Raw genomic sequence first — 15,252 nt, 5'->3', positions numbered from 1 at the left:
GGTCAAGATCAAAAGATCGCAGCCTGCGGCAGCTCCTACAGGGAGTGGATTTCAAGTCGGGATGTTTAATCGTGTATCGAAATCTCAGAAGCATCCCACAAGGTTTTCAGGTTGTCCGTCGGACGTGCGCTCACTAGTCTTGGGCTGTCGCTGACACCTCAGCGATCGGGTGTGGAAACCTGAATTTTAAGTAGATGCATTGCACCAGCACCGTAATCGTTGCCGACGTCTTCGTTCGTCTGCAAACTGCGTCGCGGCGGCTGTGCGTGGGCAGACTTCGGTCTGGCCGGTTGCCTACTTATCGGTATTTCCACCCCGCGTACAGCTGCCACCTTTTTGTCGTGTGGAAACGACAACAGGTGGCTTCTTCAGCCAAGTAGGAGTTTTTCATGGACAAACTGATTCCCGATCCACCCCTCGAAACCACCCCACTCGCCGACGCCATCCGCGCCGATGACCAGGCGAAAAACCGCGAAGCGATCAAGCGCGCGCTCGATTTCTATCTCTGCCCCGAACCGAAAAAACCGCGCCAGCCGAGCACGATGTTCCTCGTCAATCCGAGTGTCGACACCGAAAGCCTGCTCGCCCACGCCTGCGAATCACTGGCCAGCGCCAGCACAGCGGCCAGCAACTTCGCCAATGAGCTGAGCGGCGCGCAACGCAGCACCGTGTTGGGCATCCAGCAAATTGTCATGCTCGCCGAACTGGCGGTGAACCGGGCGCTGGATCGGGTCGACCCGCAGACCTGATCCGCAGAAAAAACCGCGTTATCGTTCATCGCTGGCAAGCCAGCTCCCACAGGGAATGCAGCGCTCGTGAAAATGCATGACCTTGTGGGAGCTGGCTTGCCAGCGATGAGGCCCTTCCAGGCGCTCAATAAACATCAGGTGTTTAATAGGGGCTCGAAACATCAGAAGCATCCCACAAGGTTTTCAGGTTGTCCGTCGGACGTGCGCTCACTAGTCTTGGGCTGTCGCTGACACCTCAGCGATCGGGTGTGAGAACCCGGCAATTTATGGTCATTCAGTATCTGTGCACGCATAATCGCCGCCAGCTCCGCTGTCGGTAATGTGTCATGGCGGCTGTGTGCGGGCAGACTTCGGTCTGGCCGGGTGTCCATAACCGGTATTCTCACCCCGCATATAGCTGCCACCTCTTTGCCCCGTGAGAATGGCAATGGGTGGCGCAAACGACTGTGGAGAGTTTTTGTAATGGACAAACTGATTCCCGATCCACCCCTCGAAACCACCCCACTCGCCGACGCCATCCGCGCCGATGACCAAGCGAAAAACCGCGAAGCGATCAAGCGCGCGCTCGATTTCTATCTCTGCCCCGAGCCGAAAAACCCCCGCCAGCCGAGCACGATGTTCCTCGTCAATCCGAGTGTCGACACCGAAAGCCTGCTCGCCCACGCCTGCGAATCACTGGCCAGCGCCAGCACAGCGGCCAGCAACTTCGCCAATGAGCTGAGCGGCGCGCAACGCAGCACCGTGTTGGGCATCCAGCAAATTGTCATGCTCGCCGAACTGGCGGTGAACCGGGCGCTGGATCGGGTCGACCCGCAAACCTGATCCGCAGAAAAAACCGCGTTATCGTTCATCGCGAGCAGGCTCACTCCTACATTTGGAATGCGTTCCCCTGTAGGAGTGAGCCTGCTCGCGAAAGCGGTATGACAAGCGCCGCCTATCTACAACTGATAACTGAAACTGATGCTGTACCTCGGCTTGCGATTGAACGTATCCAGCGCTTCATCCGACATCGCCTTCGCCGCCTCCAGCGCAATGTTGTAGTACTTGGCATCGCCAAACCTCAGGCCGATCGCCGCCGATGACAGGTTGTTAGCTTGCACCGGCAGTTCATTGAACCAACTGCGCGAACGATCGAGCACGACGTACGGCTGGAGGATTCGCACCCAGTTGCCGTCACGGTTGAAGCTGTAGTTGACCTCGTAAGCCACCCCCCAGCCCTTGTCGCCGGACGCTTGATCATCGGGATAGCCGCGACCGAAATTCTGCCCGCCGAACACTGCGCGTTCGCTGTCGGGCAAGGTGTCGTCGCTCCAGTACAACGCCGCCGACAGCACGCCTTGCCAGTTGTCGAGGAACTTGTCGCTCTGTACGCCAGAGAGCCGCACACGGAAGAAATCCAGATCGATATCGCTGGAATTGGTCTTCGCGCCCAAGCTGTCGAAGCCCTGATAAACCCCGGCGCTGAGGATTCGCAGTTGCCGTGCATCGGCCTTGCGCCAGTCGCCTTCGAAGGCGAGGGCGCGGATGTCGGTGCGGAACTCCGTGCTGAACGGGAAGTTGATGCCGTCGTAGCGAGTCTTGTCATTGACCGCATACAGGCGCGAGCCGGCGGTCAGCAGTTCGTTGGACGCGGCAATCAACGGTACGTTGAAGCCGATGGAATATCGGTCGTTTTCGCGATGGGTATCCAGGCGTCCGCCACCGTTGATCAACACTTCCGTGCCGGGGTCGGCGCGATAACGTGAGGCCGACAGATTCAGTTGCGTGCCTTCGGCGTCGAGGAACTGGCTGTAGTCGAGGCGGTAGTAACGTTCGTGGTCGTCACCGGGCGGGAACAGACCGCTGAGGCTCAGTTGTTCACCCATGGAGGTCTGCGAGTTACTGCTGACGCCGAGCAGGGCCTGGGGGCCGTTGCGGTTGTCTTCGGTGGTGCTCAGTGTGCTGGTGAACGGTTTGCGGCTGGCCTGGGCGACGAGTGTCGTGGCGCCGTCGGTGGTGCCCGGCGGTGGCACCTGGGCCTGGATGGTCACGCCGGGAATGCGCGTCATCAACGTGGTGTAGCGCTCGAAGGTCTTGCGGGTCAGCGGCCGTTCGGCCTGGATTTTCGCCGCCAGCTTGTCGAGCAGGCCTTTGACTCGGCCGACATCGCCCTGCATCTGCACGTCGCGCACATAGCCTTCAACCAGCACCACCCGCGCCACGCCGTCATCGAAACTCTGTTGCGGCAGGAAGGCGTAGGACAGCAGGTAGCCATCCTGTTGGTAGCGGCGGGTGATGGTGCGTGTGGCTTCGATCAGGTCGGCGAGGCTGGCCTCGCGGCCGATCAGTGGCTTGTAGATTTCGGCCAGTTCGTTGAGTGGATAGATTGTCCCGCCTTCGATCTGCACGGTCTTGAGATTGACTTTGGTCTCCATCAACAACGGTTGCGCGGCGGTCGCGCCGGGGTCAGGCACTTGCAGCGGCGCGGCGGCCGGGCGATAGGCATCGGCCGGCAGATTCGGCACGGGCAGGTTGCGGATGGTTTCGTTGCTATTGAGAAAGCTGGGCAGGGTGTCGGCGAGGGCGGTGGAACTGAGACTGAGGAACAGCAGGGATGCCATAACGCGCATAGGACACTCCATGGTCAGATCACAGCGAGGGCTGATTTTTTCCTAAGAAAAAAGCGGAAGACTCGTGGGAATCTTCCGCCTTCAACCAAGCGTAGGCGCTGTAGGTGAGGCCGTCGAATCGGCCAGGTGCAATTTAGCGTTTGTTGCCTCCCAGAGCGCCGGTCAAACCACCGAGTACGCCGCCCAATCCGCCAGTGGTGCCGCCCGTTGTGGTGCCACCGTTAACCAGACCGCCGACCGCTGTGACGGTGCCGCCAACGTTATTGACCAGGCCACCGACAGCTGTAGTGACCGGGTTGTTGGTGGCAGCAATCGCGCCACCGAGGTTGCTGACCGCGCTACCGGCCTGGCCGGTGAGGCTGGCCACAGGACTGCCCAGGCCCGTGGCAGCACCGACTTGTTGCGTCAGGCCGGTGACCGCGCTGGTGACCGGGTTGAGTGCGCCGCCGACGTTGTTGCCGAGTGCGGCCAACGGCGTGGTAGTGGAGGTGATCGGTGCGCCCGAGCCACCGAGAACGGTGTTCAGCGAGGCGATGGTATTGCCCAGCCCGCCTGCAGTGACACCCCCGGCACTGACCACGCCGTTGGTATTACCGGCGTTCAAACCTGTGCCAACGTTGACGACTGCGCCGCCGACGGTTTGCAGCAAGCCAGTGCCACCGAGGCCTCCACCGAGGCCACCGCCCACACCGCCAGTCCCTGAACCGGTGCCGTTGGACACCAGGCCGCCCGCCTTGCCGACGGCGGTGCCGGTGTTGCTCAAAGCGCCGCCGAGGGTGTTGGTCAAAGCATTGCCGTTACCCGCGTCGGTGACCTTGTCGCCGACACCGTCCACGGTGCTGCCGACTTTCTGGATCACGCCTTTGAGCGGGTCGCCCAGACCGGTGGCGTCGCCGATTTTGTCGGTGGTGCTTTCAACCATGGCAATCACCGGCACCAGGCCGCTGCCGACTTTATTGGTCAATTGACTCGTCGGGCCATTGCTGAGAGTGGTGTTGAGGGTATCGCCGAGCATGGTGACTTTCTCCCCGACGCCATCAAGTACCGGTGCGACTTTGGTGACCACGCCGCCGACCACGGGAACGCTGCTGGTCGCGGTGGCCAGTTTGCCGCTGAGGTCGGACACGCCATCGCCGACATCCGTTACGACGCCACCGACCGAGGCCACGGTGGTGGTCAGGCCTTTGGGATCAGTGGCCAGCTTGCCGATGCCATTGGCCACGCCATCGCCCAACGTCGTGACGACGTTGCCGGCGGTGTTGGCCGCGCTCTGCACTACGCCACCTACCACAGGCACGGTGCTCAAGGAGTCACCAATCTGGCCGACGCCGTCGCCGACGCCGCTGACCGTTTTGCCGACATCCTGCACAAGGGTGGTCGTCACCAGCGCCGGGGTGGTTGGGTTGGTCGGGTTGGTTGGGTCTGTCGGATCTGTCGGATTGGTTGGGTTGGTCGGATCGGTCGGGGTACCGCCAGTTCCACCTGTACCGCCTGTCCCACCGGTTCCACCTGTACCGGCAGTATCTCCGGTCCCTCCGGTTCCGCCTGTGCCTCCGGTACCATCGGTGCTGGTTGCCGGAGAGGAACTGCCGGAACTGCTCTTATGACCGCCACCGCCGCTGCTGCAGCCGGTGAGGCCGAGCGAAAGGATCAATGCCAGAGCGATTGCCGATTTGCACCACACGTCTTGAGTTTTCATGATCGAGATTCCTTGCACCTGTAACAACATTCGTCGTTTTCGATGGCTCGCCGATCTGTTGTCGGTGATGCCTCGTCCGTGGTGCCAATCTCGATCCAGGGGCGGATTCACGCCATTCTCAAGTTGGTATTAACGCCTTTATATATAAGGCGATGCACAGCGCCTAAGGACTAATACCCAGTATATAAACGCGCAAAAAAAAGCCTTGAGAATCAAGGCCGGGTGTTTTGTGCAGGAGGGGAGCGGGCGGCGGGAAAACTTAAGTTATATACCCAATTTACGAGTTTTCCCGTGCCCGCGAGATCAGGAGATGGGCTGCCAATGACCCGCCATGTGCTCCAGATCCCCCGCACCCACCAGCCGCAGTTCCCCACTCGACCCCGCCGCGCTCGCCAGCAACGTCACTTCGCTTGGCAATCGCACCGGTTTGCGAAAGTGCACAGTGATCTCCAGATTGGCCTTGGGCAAGTGATCCGCCAACGCCGCCAGCGTGCGCGCCTTGTTCCACAAACCGTGGGCGATGGCCGTGGGAAAGCCGAACAGCTTGGCGCTGGCCGCACTCAAGTGGATCGGGTTGTAGTCGCCCGACACTTTGGCGTATTGCCGGCCAATGTCTGCCGGGGCTTGCCACTTCGCTGTTTCCACCAGCGCCTGGGTCGATTCCCAATTCTGCTCGACAGGCTCGCCGTCAAGTTTCACCCCGCGGCAGAGCATCTGACTTTCGGCTTCCCACAACGGCCCGAGTTGATCATCCAGCGTGGTCAGCAGATCGAACGTCGCGCCCTTGGGATGCGGTTGCAGGTTGTGCACGCGCACGCTGACTTGCGCACGACTGATCCCACCCATCGGGCGCAGCACGCGAATGCGGTTGCTCAGATGAATCAGCCCCAGCAGCGGAAACGGAAAATCCTTCGCCGTGAGCAATTGCATTTGCAAGGCGAACGCGAGGATGTGTGGATAAGTCGGCGGCAGCAGGCCGTCGTCTGCAAAACCGCAGACCTTGCGGTAGTTCGCCAGGCGTTTGCCATCGACATCGACTAAACAGCGCAGGCCGCTGTCGGGCAGTTGCGTGCCGGTGATTTTGCGACGCGTCGCTGCCCGCGCATACAGCCTGGGCAGACTCGGTTCGCGTTCCAGTGTGTGCCATTCGATGCTCATGCCTAAGCCCCCAGAACACTTTGTCCACAGACCCGCAGCGCCTGCCCGGTGAACGCGCCGGTGCCCGGTTGCGCCAGCCACGCGACGGCTTCGGCGACGTCTTGGGGCAAGCCACCCTGGCCCAGCGAACTCATGCGTCGCCCGGCTTCACGCAGGCCAAAGGGGATGTGCGCGGTCATCTGGGTTTCGATGAAACCGGGGGCCACGGCGTTGATGCTGATGCCGCGTTCCAGCAGCGTCGGCGCCCAGGCTTGGGCAAGACCGATCAAACCGGCCTTGCTTGCGGCGTAGTTGGTTTGCCCGCGATTGCCGGCGATCCCGCTGATCGAGGCGAGCAAAACCACCCGCGCGTTGTCGTGCAACGTGCCGCTGTCGAGCAGGGCTTTGGTCAGCACTTGCGGGGCGTTGAGGTTGACCGCCAGCACCGCGTCCCAGAATTCCGGGGTCATGTTGGCCAAGGTCTTGTCGCGGGTGATCCCGGCGTTGTGCACGAGAATGTCGATACCGTCCGGCAATTGTTCGATCAGTTGCGCGGCGGCATCTTCGGCGCAGATATCGAGGGTGATGCTGCGCCCGCCAAGTCGTGCAGCGAGGGCTTCGAGATCGGTCTTGGCCGGCGGTACATCGAGCAGAATCACCTCAGCGCCATCGCGTGCCAGGGTTTCGGCAATCGATGCGCCGATACCACGCGCCGCGCCGGTGACCAGCGCCTTGCGCCCGGCCAATGGTCGCGTCCAGTCCGTCACGGGCGTGGCACACGCAGTCAGGCGAATCACTTGCCCGGACACGAAGGCACTTTTCGGCGAGAGGAAAAACCGCAGCGGGCCTTCCAGTTGATCTTCGGCGCCTTCGCCAACATAGATCAATTGCAGGGTGCCGCCGCTGCGCAGCTCTTTGGCCAGCGAGCGGGAAAAACCTTCCAGGGCCCGTTGGGCACTGGCGGCGAACGGATCGCGCAGGGTTTCCGGCGCACGGCCGAGAATCACCAGATGGGCACTGTGATCAAGATTCTTCATCAGGGGCTGAAAGAACTCGCGCAGTTGCTTGAGCTGGTCGGTGTGCTGCAAATCACTGGCGTCGAAGACTACGGCTTTGAGTTTCGGGCCGAGGCCGGGAATCCATTCGGTGGCCGTCGCCGGTTGCTCGCCGTAGCGATAAATCCCCTCGGTCAAACGGTTGGCAAACGCGCTGACGCGCTCGGCCAGCGGCCCGCCGCCGATCAGCAGCGCACCTTCCACCGGCCGCAGGCGTCCGGCCTGCCAGCGCTCCAGTCGCACCGGCGACGGCAGGCCCAGTGCCCCGACCAGACGATGGCCGATGGACGAGTTGGCGAAGTCGATATAGCGGTCAGACATGGAACGCTCTCCAAAAGTTGGGGTTCAAAGTGTGGACTACTCACGGCAATCAATCGTTCGATCCACGCAATAAGGCCTACGCTAGAACAGCAGAGTAGACCACTGCCCTTGTGGGAGCTGGCTTGCCAGCGATGGCGGACTGTCTGCCACTTAAGGTGTTGGATATGCCGGCCCCATCGCTGGCAAGCCAGCTCCCACAGGGTTTTATGTGAGCCTGGACATCTAAATAGGAGCTTTTCATGAGTCAGCTGCGCCGCGTCGCGATCATCGGCGGTAACCGTATCCCTTTCGCCCGTTCCAACGGACCGTACGCCGCTGCCAGCAATCAGGCGATGCTCACTGCAGCCCTTGAAGGCCTGATCGAACGCTACAACCTGCACGGCCAGCGCATCGGCGAGGTGGTGGCGGGTGCGGTACTTAAATTGTCACGGGATATGAACCTGACCCGCGAATGCGTGCTCGGCTCGCGCCTGTCACCGGCCACCCCGGCCTACGACATCCAGCAAGCCTGCGGCACCGGCCTTGAAGCCGCGTTGCTGGTGGCCAACAAAATCGCCCTTGGCCAGATCGATTGCGGCATCGCTGGCGGCGTCGACACCACGTCGGACGCGCCGATCAGCGTCAGCGAAGGTCTGCGCAAGATCCTTCTGCAAGCCAATCGCGCCAAGACCACCGGCGACAAACTGAAGACTTTCCTGCAACTGCGCCCCAAACACCTGATCCCGGAATTCCCGCGCAACGGCGAAACGCGCACCGGCCTGTCGATGGGCGAACATTGTGAGCTGATGGCGCAGACCTGGAATATTCCTCGCGAGGATCAGGATCAATTGGCCCTCGAAAGCCATCACAAACTCGCGGCTTCCTACAGCGAGGGTTGGCATAACGACCTGATGACACCGTTCCTCGGTCTGACCCGCGACAACAATTTGCGCCCTGATCTGACCCTGGAAAAACTCGCCTCGCTGAAACCGGCCTTCGAAAAAAGCGCCAAAGGCACGCTGACAGCGGGCAACTCCACGCCACTCACCGACGGCGCTTCCGTGGTGCTGCTCGGCAGTGAGGAATGGGCGAAGGAACGCGGCTTGCCGATCCTCGCGTACCTGCGCGATGGCGAAGCGGCGGCGGTGGACTTCGTCAACGGCGCCGAGGGGCTGCTGATGGCGCCGGTGTATGCGGTGCCAAGGCTGCTGGCGCGTAATGGGCTGACCCTGCAGGATTTTGACTATTACGAAATTCATGAAGCGTTCGCCGCGCAGGTTTTGTGCACGCTCAAGGCCTGGGAAGATCCCGAATACTGCAAAACCCGGTTGGGGTTGGATGCGCCGCTGGGTTCGATCGACCGCAGCCGACTCAACGTGAAAGGCAGCTCGCTGGCGGCGGGGCATCCGTTTGCTGCGACCGGTGGGCGGATTGTCGCGAATTTGGCGAAGTTGCTGGATGCGGCGGGCAAGGGGCGTGGGTTGATTTCGATTTGTGCGGCGGGCGGGCAGGGGGTAACTGCAATTATTGAACGCTGACCACAATCCCATCGCAGGAGTGAGCCGTGTCAGATTCTGTCGCAAATGCCCTCAATGTCATTTGCCAACATTCCCGACAGGCTCAGCTATGATTCGCAGCGGTCGATTTTCCGGCACAGTGTGTGCATCTTCACGGTTCACAGGTCGGCAACCCCTCCCCGTGATGCGAGGATTGCCGTATAACGAGTGACATTCGCGTGTTTGGTAATAAAGGACCCACAATAAAAGCTGATGAAGACTCCAAAACGCATTGAACCCCTGATCGAGGACGGTCTGGTCGACGAAGTGCTGCGCCCACTGATGAGTGGTAAAGAAGCAGCTGTTTATGTGGTGCGCTGCGGCAATCAGTTACGTTGCGCAAAGGTCTACAAGGAGGCGAACAAACGTAGTTTCCGCCAGGCGGCCGAGTATCAGGAAGGCCGCAAGGTTCGCAACAGCCGACAGGCTCGCGCGATGGCCAAGGGCTCCAAGTTCGGTCGCAAAGAGACCGAGGATGCCTGGCAGAACGCCGAGGTTGCGGCGCTGTTCCGTCTGGCCAGTGCCGGGGTACGCGTACCCAAGCCTTACGATTTCCTCGACGGCGTGCTGTTGATGGAACTGGTGGCCGACGAATTCGGCGAGGCGGCACCGCGTCTGAACGACGTGGTGCTGGAGCCGGATCAGGCGCGCGAGTATCACGCGTTCCTGATTTCGCAGATCGTGCTGATGTTGTGTACCGGTCTGGTGCACGGTGACCTCTCCGAGTTCAACGTGCTGCTGACACCGACCGGGCCGGTCATCATCGACCTGCCCCAAGCGGTGGATGCTGCGGGCAACAACCACGCGTTCAGCATGCTCGAACGTGACGTTGGCAACATGGCTTCGTATTTCGGCCGTTTCGCGCCGGAACTGAAGAAGACCAAGTACGCCAAGGAAATGTGGGCGTTGTACGAAGCCGGCACCTTGCACCCGGCCAGCGTGCTGACCGGCGAGTTCGACGATCCGGAGGATCTGGCCGATGTTGGCGGGGTGCTGCGCGAGATCGAAGCGGCGCGGCTGGACGAAGAGCGCAAGCAAGCGATTCGTGCGGCAGACGACGAGCCCAAGGGCAAGTCGGATGAACCACCGCCGCCACCGTGGATGCAGTGATTGCGTAACAAAAAACCCGGCTTCGGCCGGGTTTTTTTATATTTGCATTACCCCTTGTAGGAGCTGCCGAAGGCTGCGATCTTTCGATCCTGTTTTTTAAGGGCAAGATCAAGAGATCGCAGCCTTCGGCAGCTCCTACAAGGAATGTATGTGACCAGCCCCCGCAACGCCCACCTGATCATCACCGCCCGGCTGATTTCCGATTTCGGCGCCTTCCTCAACATGGTCGCGCTGGCCACTTACGTTTACCTGCTCAGCAACAGCGCAATCAGCGTCGGGATCTTCCTCGCCAGCCGTGTCGGCGGCGGGATTTTTGCCAGTCTGATCGGCACGCGTTTTTATCGACGCTTCAGCGGCCGTCTGCCGCTGATCGCGTTCGATCTGCTGCGCGCCGGCGTGCTCGGTCTGCTGTTGATTGTGCCGGTCAGCCAGCAAGCGCTGCTGTTGCCGTTCATCGCGTTCGGGCTGGGCTTCGGCAATTCGATGTTCGCCATCGGTCTCAATAGCCAGTTGCCGCGCTTGATTGAGCCTGCGCATTTGCTCAAGACCAACGCCTGGATCACCTCGGCCTCATCGGCGGCGATGGTTGGCGGCAGTCTGGTTTCGGGATTGCTGGTGGCCGGTTTCGGTTTTGAAGTGGTGTTCGCGCTAAACGCGCTGACCTACTTGCTGGCAGCGTTGTTGATTGTGCCGCTGCGTTTCGACACCCCGACCCTCAATGAAAAGTCCGCACGCGGCGAGTGGTCAGCCCTCAGGCAAGGTCTGCGCAGTGCCCCGGTGATTGCCGCGATGCTTGCTGTGACGATGGCCGACACCTTGGGCAGCGCCGCGCACAACGTCGGTTTTCCGATCATTTCAAAACTGCTGTCACCGGATTCGGCAAGTACCACATTGGGCTTGGTGCTGGCGGTGTGGGCCAGTGGCAAGCTGCTCGGCGCACGCATCGCCAGTCGCCTCAAAGGCTCGGACAACATTCACCTGGAACGGCGGTTTTTCTTCGGCGTGGCGCTGATGTCTTGCGGTTTTATCCTGATGTTCCAGCAGCACAGTCTGTTCGGGTTGCTGCTGTTTTCATTGCCGGCGGGTTTGGGCGACGGCTTCTCCGAGGTCGGTCTGCTCTCGCGGCTGCAACGTGAGCCCGAGGATTTGCGTCTGCCGATTTTCAGTTTGCTGACGCTACTGCAAATGACCGGGTTCGGCATCGGCATGCTGATCGCTGCGCCGTTCTACCAATGGTGGACCCCCGGTGCCGTGGTCATGCTGTTCCACGGCATTCCCTTGGGCACCTTGCTCACGGTGAAAGTATTGGCGCTCAGGCGCGGGCGGGTGTTGCGCAGCAGCCCGACGCCAGCTCCTTGAGGATCGGGCAGTCGGGGCGATGGTCGCCCTGGCAGTGTTCGACCAGATCCTGCAGGGTGTCGCGCAACTGGCCCAGCTCACGGATCTTCTGGTTCAACTCGTCGATGTGCTGCCGGGCCAGCGCCTTCACATCGGCGCTGGCCCGTTGCCGGTCCTGCCAGAGCGTCAGCAGCTTGCCGACTTCCTCCAGAGAAAACCCCAGGTCCCGCGAACGCTTGATGAAGGCCAATGTGTGCAAGTCATCATCGCCGTAAATCCGATAACCGCTTTCAGTACGATGGGCCGCTTTGAGCAAACCGATCGACTCGTAATAACGGATCATTTTCGCGCTCAGGCCACTGTGGCGGGCCGCTTGGCCGATGTTCATCGGTGCTCCTCCAGATCCTTGGGTTTCCAGGTTTTCAACAGTAGCGCATTGCTCACCACGCTGACGCTCGACAGCGCCATCGCCGCACCGGCCAGCACCGGGTTGAGGAAGCCGAACGCCGCCAGCGGAATGCCGATCAGGTTGTAGACGAAGGCCCAGAACAGGTTCTGGCGGATCTTCGCGTAGGTCTTGCGGCTGATTTCCAGCGCTGCCGGCACCAGCCGTGGATCACCGCGCATCAGGGTGATGCCGGCCGCATGCATGGCCACGTCGGTGCCACCGCCCATGGCGATGCCGATGTCCGCCGCCGCGAGTGCCGGGGCGTCGTTGATACCGTCGCCGACCATGGCGACCACGCCGGTTTTCTTCAGCTCGGCAACGGTGGCGGCTTTGTCCGCCGGCAATACTTCGGCGTGAACATTTTTGATGCCCAGAGCCTCGGCCACGACGCGCGCGCTGCCACGGTTGTCGCCGGTCAGCAGATGGCTGTGGATATCTCGGGCGGCGAGTTGTTGCACCGCTTCCAGTGCGCCGGGTTTCAACGTGTCACCGAAAGCGAACAGACCGAGCACGCGCGGCTGCGGACTTTGTTCGATCAGCCATGAAAGGGTGCGGCCCTCGGCTTCCCAGGCTTGCGCAGACTCAGCCAGACTGCCGGTGCTCAAACCACTTTCTTCGAGCATCCGCCGATTGCCCAGCGCCAGACGCCGACCGTCAAGGCTGCCGGCGATGCCGCGACCGGTCAGGGATTGGCTGTTGCTGACGTCGGGCACCGTCAGATCACGTTCAGCGGCCGCATCCAGCACGGCTTTGGCCAACGGATGCTCACTGCCACGTTGCAGCGCGCCGGCCAGTTTCAGCAGTGTGTTTTCGTCGCCATCGACCGCGCTGAAATGGGCGATGCGCGGCGTGCCGGAGGTCAGCGTGCCGGTTTTGTCGAACACCACGTTGCTGACTTCATGGGCACGTTCCAGGGCTTCGGCGTCCTTGATCAGAATGCCGTGACGCGCGGCCACGCCAGTGCCGGCCATGATCGCGGTCGGCGTGGCGAGGCCGAGCGCACAGGGGCAAGCGATGACCAATACCGCGACAGCATTGATCAGCGCGGTTTCCAGCGGCGCGCCGTATAGCCACCAGCCGATCAGCGTCGCCAGGGCCAACACCAATACTGTCGGCACGAACACCTGGCTGACTTTATCCACCAGTTTCTGGATCGGTGCTTTCGCCGCTTGAGCGTCTTCGACCAGACGAATGATCCGCGCCAGCACGCTTTCAGCGCCGAGGGCGGTGGTGCGCACCAGCAAGCGGCCTTCACCGTTGATCGCGCCGCCGGTGACTTTATCCCCCGGTTGTTTCGGCACCGGCAGGCTTTCGCCGCTGATCAAGGCTTCGTCGGCGTGGCTCTGGCCTTCCAGCACTTCACCATCGACCGGGAAACGCTCGCCGGGTTTGACCAGTACCTGATCGTTCAGGCGCAGGGCGCTGATGGCGACGTCCTGTTCGCGGCCGTCGATCACTTGAATCGCCCGCTCCGGACGCAAGGCTTCAAGGGCGCGAATGGCGCTGGCGGTCTGACGTTTGGCGCGGCTCTCCAGATATTTACCGAGCAGTACCAGTGCAATCACCACGGCCGAGGCTTCGAAATACAGATGCGGCATGCGCCCGGCGGCGGTCGCCCACTCGTAAAGGCTCAAGCCATACCCGGCGCTGGTGCCGAGGGCGACGAGTAGATCCATGTTGCCGGCGCCAGCGCGCACGGCTTTCCACGCGGCCACATAAAAGCGCGCACCGAAGATGAATTGCACAGGTGTGGCGAGGGCGAATTGCACCCAGGCCGGCAGCATCCAATGGATGCCGAATGGTTGCAGCAACATCGGCAACACCAATGGGAGCGCGAGGGCAATCGCGCAGATCAGCGCCCAGCGTTCATGTTGCAGGCGCTGTTGCTGGTTATCGGTTTGCGGATGTTCGGCTTGCCAGATGCTGGCGGAATAACCGGCCTTGCTCACGGCGTCGAGCAGGGTTTGTGAGTCGACCTGGCCGAGCAGTTCGAGGTGGGCGCGTTCGTTGGCCAGATTGACGCTGACGCTTTTAACGCCCGGGACTTTGTTCAGGGCGCGCTCGACGCGACCCACGCAGGAAGCGCAGGTCATGCCGTCGATGCTTAACTCGATGGTTTGTTGCGGCACGCTGTAACCGGCGCGCTCAACGGCTGCCATCAACGCCGGCAAACTGTCACCGGGCGCGTGGACTCGCGCCTGTTCGGTGGCGAGGTTGACGCTGACGGCACTGGCGCCGATGACTTTGCTCAAGGCGCGCTCGACACGCCCGGCGCAACTGGCGCAGGTCATGCCGGCAATCGGCAGATCGAAAGTGATGGATTCGGACATCGGTCACGCTCCCGGTAGAAGTTGCCTACAGGATCAACCTTGCCACGCGGGCAAGGTCAAGCGCCAATCTTCTACCGTTGATCGTTCCCGTGCGAAGCGTGGGAACGATCATGTGGGAGCGACTTAGTACCCTAGATCGGCGCGCTTGAGGTACATGCCTTCCTGGGTCATCGCGATTCGGTACTTCTGCACATCACCAGCATGCAGTTTGATCTCCTGTGAACCTGGCGCCAGCAATCCCGGATTGCAGCCCGGCACTTGCCCCGGCAACAGTTTCAGACGCAGCGACACATTGCCCGGCGGCAGGTTGAACGAGGTGCTCTGTTCCTGAAACAGCCGCGCCGACAATTGATCCTGGATATACACGCCAATCTCGCAGGAGGTCGCCACTTCCAGGCGCTCGCGGGAAATGATCAGCACCCCGTAGTCCTCTCCGGCGGCGTGCGCCGAAGGGAAAGCGGCAAAAAGACTGAGAAAGCCAAACAGGCTGAAAGCTGACCAGCGCATGGCTGAATCTCCTGAGTTCATGTCATAGATGCATGCAGCTTGGCCGAGCGCGGCGCCGATTGCCAGCCCGGCAGTTTATTCAAGAACTTGACCTTACCATCGTGGCAAGCTCGAGACTGCCGACAACCTCACTCAAAGGAGTCACTCCATGCAAGTGTTCAATGTTCAAGGCATGTCCTGCGGTCACTGCGTCAAAGCCGTCACTCAAGCCCTGCAGTCCAAGGATCCGGCGGCCAGTGTGCGCGTCGATCTGGTTGCCAAAGAAGTCGGCGTCGAAAGTGCGCTGAGCGCAGAACAGGTCATCGCGATCATCAGCGAAGAAGGCTATCCGGCAAAACTGGCCTGAGGTTTTTATAGTTAGCGAGCTATCGGAATGTTCAAGGCGTCCGGGCGCGGCTAGACTGTCGGGCTGCC

13 protein-coding genes are annotated in these 15,252 nt (G+C 61.2%); 6 read left to right on the top strand and 7 right to left on the bottom strand.

Going from position 1 to position 15,252, the window contains the following annotated elements:
* Nucleotides 1-389 precede the first annotated feature (389 nt).
* Both IAI51_RS26455 and IAI51_RS26450 read left to right on the top strand, forming a co-directional pair.
* Nucleotides 390-749: a DUF6124 family protein gene (locus tag IAI51_RS26455; RefSeq protein ID WP_187681155.1), complete on the top strand. Its 360-nt coding sequence runs from the start codon at nt 390-392 to the stop codon at nt 747-749.
* 462 nt (nt 750-1,211) lie between these two features.
* Nucleotides 1,212-1,571 carry a DUF6124 family protein gene (locus tag IAI51_RS26450; protein WP_187681154.1) on the top strand — a complete coding sequence of 120 codons (360 nt, stop codon included), beginning with the start codon at nt 1,212-1,214 and terminating at the stop codon, nt 1,569-1,571.
* Nucleotides 1,572-1,687: 116 nt separating this feature from the next.
* Here the strand turns inward: IAI51_RS26450 and IAI51_RS26445 are convergent, their stop codons facing one another.
* The 4 genes from IAI51_RS26445 to IAI51_RS26430 all read right to left on the bottom strand — a co-directional run bounded on the left by IAI51_RS26445 (nt 1,688) and on the right by IAI51_RS26430 (nt 7,570).
* On the bottom strand, nt 1,688-3,358 hold the full coding sequence (locus tag IAI51_RS26445; RefSeq protein ID WP_187681153.1) for a ShlB/FhaC/HecB family hemolysin secretion/activation protein: 1,671 nt from the start codon (nt 3,356-3,358) through the stop codon (nt 1,688-1,690).
* 133 nt (nt 3,359-3,491) lie between these two features.
* Nucleotides 3,492-5,057, bottom strand: coding sequence for a collagen-like triple helix repeat-containing protein (locus tag IAI51_RS26440; protein ID WP_187681152.1), 1,566 nt, complete (start codon nt 5,055-5,057; stop codon nt 3,492-3,494).
* A gap of 303 nt (nt 5,058-5,360) precedes the next feature.
* A complete protein-coding gene (locus IAI51_RS26435) occupies nt 5,361-6,215 on the bottom strand; it encodes a MaoC family dehydratase (RefSeq protein WP_187681151.1) in 855 nt (284 codons plus the stop codon).
* Between the two features lie 2 nt (nt 6,216-6,217).
* Complete coding sequence (locus IAI51_RS26430) at nt 6,218-7,570, bottom strand: 3-oxoacyl-ACP reductase (RefSeq protein WP_187681150.1); 1,353 nt, start codon at nt 7,568-7,570, stop codon at nt 6,218-6,220.
* 239 nt (nt 7,571-7,809) lie between these two features.
* On the opposite strand from IAI51_RS26430, the gene IAI51_RS26425 reads away from it, so the two are divergent.
* From IAI51_RS26425 to IAI51_RS26415, 3 genes are all read left to right on the top strand, one after another.
* On the top strand, nt 7,810-9,087 hold the full coding sequence (locus IAI51_RS26425; RefSeq protein ID WP_187681149.1) for an acetyl-CoA C-acetyltransferase: 1,278 nt from the start codon (nt 7,810-7,812) through the stop codon (nt 9,085-9,087).
* A 231-nt stretch (nt 9,088-9,318) separates the two neighbouring features.
* A complete protein-coding gene (locus tag IAI51_RS26420) occupies nt 9,319-10,215 on the top strand; it encodes a PA4780 family RIO1-like protein kinase (protein WP_187681148.1) in 897 nt (298 codons plus the stop codon).
* A gap of 144 nt (nt 10,216-10,359) precedes the next feature.
* Entirely contained in the window at nt 10,360-11,574 is a 1,215-nt protein-coding gene (locus IAI51_RS26415; RefSeq protein WP_222944305.1) for an MFS transporter, read from the top strand.
* Here the strand turns inward: IAI51_RS26415 and cueR are convergent.
* From cueR to IAI51_RS26400, 3 genes are all read right to left on the bottom strand, one after another.
* The gene (gene cueR, locus IAI51_RS26410) at nt 11,528-11,941 is read right to left on the bottom strand and encodes a Cu(I)-responsive transcriptional regulator (protein WP_187681146.1); all 414 of its coding nucleotides are present in this window, start codon (nt 11,939-11,941) and stop codon (nt 11,528-11,530) included. The genes IAI51_RS26415 and cueR overlap by 47 nt on opposite strands.
* A complete protein-coding gene (gene cueA / locus IAI51_RS26405) occupies nt 11,938-14,331 on the bottom strand; it encodes a copper resistance metal-translocating P1-type ATPase CueA (RefSeq protein ID WP_187681145.1) in 2,394 nt (797 codons plus the stop codon). Before cueA ends, cueR begins: the two co-directional genes overlap by 4 nt.
* 123 nt (nt 14,332-14,454) lie before the next feature.
* Nucleotides 14,455-14,838, bottom strand: a complete 384-nt coding sequence (locus IAI51_RS26400) for a hypothetical protein (protein ID WP_187681144.1) — start codon at nt 14,836-14,838, stop codon at nt 14,455-14,457.
* A gap of 148 nt (nt 14,839-14,986) precedes the next feature.
* Between IAI51_RS26400 and IAI51_RS26395 the strand changes: the two genes are divergently transcribed.
* Nucleotides 14,987-15,184, top strand: a complete 198-nt coding sequence (locus IAI51_RS26395; RefSeq protein WP_187681143.1) for a heavy-metal-associated domain-containing protein — start codon at nt 14,987-14,989, stop codon at nt 15,182-15,184.
* Nucleotides 15,185-15,252 lie beyond the last annotated feature (68 nt).

Source organism: Pseudomonas sp. N40(2020), assembly GCF_014472415.1.
Classification (GTDB): Bacteria; Pseudomonadota; Gammaproteobacteria; order Pseudomonadales; family Pseudomonadaceae; genus Aquipseudomonas.
The sequence above is the reverse complement of the archived record's forward strand: the minus strand, read 5'-3'. Positions and strand labels throughout refer to the sequence as shown.

Bases quoted from the DNA above. Each gene is read 5' to 3' on its own strand.
- IAI51_RS26450 (WP_187681154.1), top strand. From the start codon at position 1,212: ATGGACAAACTGATTCCCGATCCACCCCTCGAAACCACCCCACTCGCC.
- cueA (WP_187681145.1), bottom strand. From the start codon at position 14,331: ATGTCCGAATCCATCACTTTCGATCTGCCGATTGCCGGCATGACCTGC.
- IAI51_RS26415 (WP_222944305.1), top strand. From the start codon at position 10,360: ATGTATGTGACCAGCCCCCGCAACGCCCACCTGATCATCACCGCCCGG.
- IAI51_RS26445 (WP_187681153.1), bottom strand. From the start codon at position 3,358: ATGCGCGTTATGGCATCCCTGCTGTTCCTCAGTCTCAGTTCCACCGCC.
- IAI51_RS26455 (WP_187681155.1), top strand. From the start codon at position 390: ATGGACAAACTGATTCCCGATCCACCCCTCGAAACCACCCCACTCGCC.
- IAI51_RS26395 (WP_187681143.1), top strand. From the start codon at position 14,987: ATGCAAGTGTTCAATGTTCAAGGCATGTCCTGCGGTCACTGCGTCAAA.
- IAI51_RS26430 (WP_187681150.1), bottom strand. From the start codon at position 7,570: ATGTCTGACCGCTATATCGACTTCGCCAACTCGTCCATCGGCCATCGT.
- cueR (WP_187681146.1), bottom strand. From the start codon at position 11,941: ATGAACATCGGCCAAGCGGCCCGCCACAGTGGCCTGAGCGCGAAAATG.
- IAI51_RS26435 (WP_187681151.1), bottom strand. From the start codon at position 6,215: ATGAGCATCGAATGGCACACACTGGAACGCGAACCGAGTCTGCCCAGG.
- IAI51_RS26400 (WP_187681144.1), bottom strand. From the start codon at position 14,838: ATGCGCTGGTCAGCTTTCAGCCTGTTTGGCTTTCTCAGTCTTTTTGCC.
- IAI51_RS26440 (WP_187681152.1), bottom strand. From the start codon at position 5,057: ATGAAAACTCAAGACGTGTGGTGCAAATCGGCAATCGCTCTGGCATTG.
- IAI51_RS26420 (WP_187681148.1), top strand. From the start codon at position 9,319: ATGAAGACTCCAAAACGCATTGAACCCCTGATCGAGGACGGTCTGGTC.
- IAI51_RS26425 (WP_187681149.1), top strand. From the start codon at position 7,810: ATGAGTCAGCTGCGCCGCGTCGCGATCATCGGCGGTAACCGTATCCCT.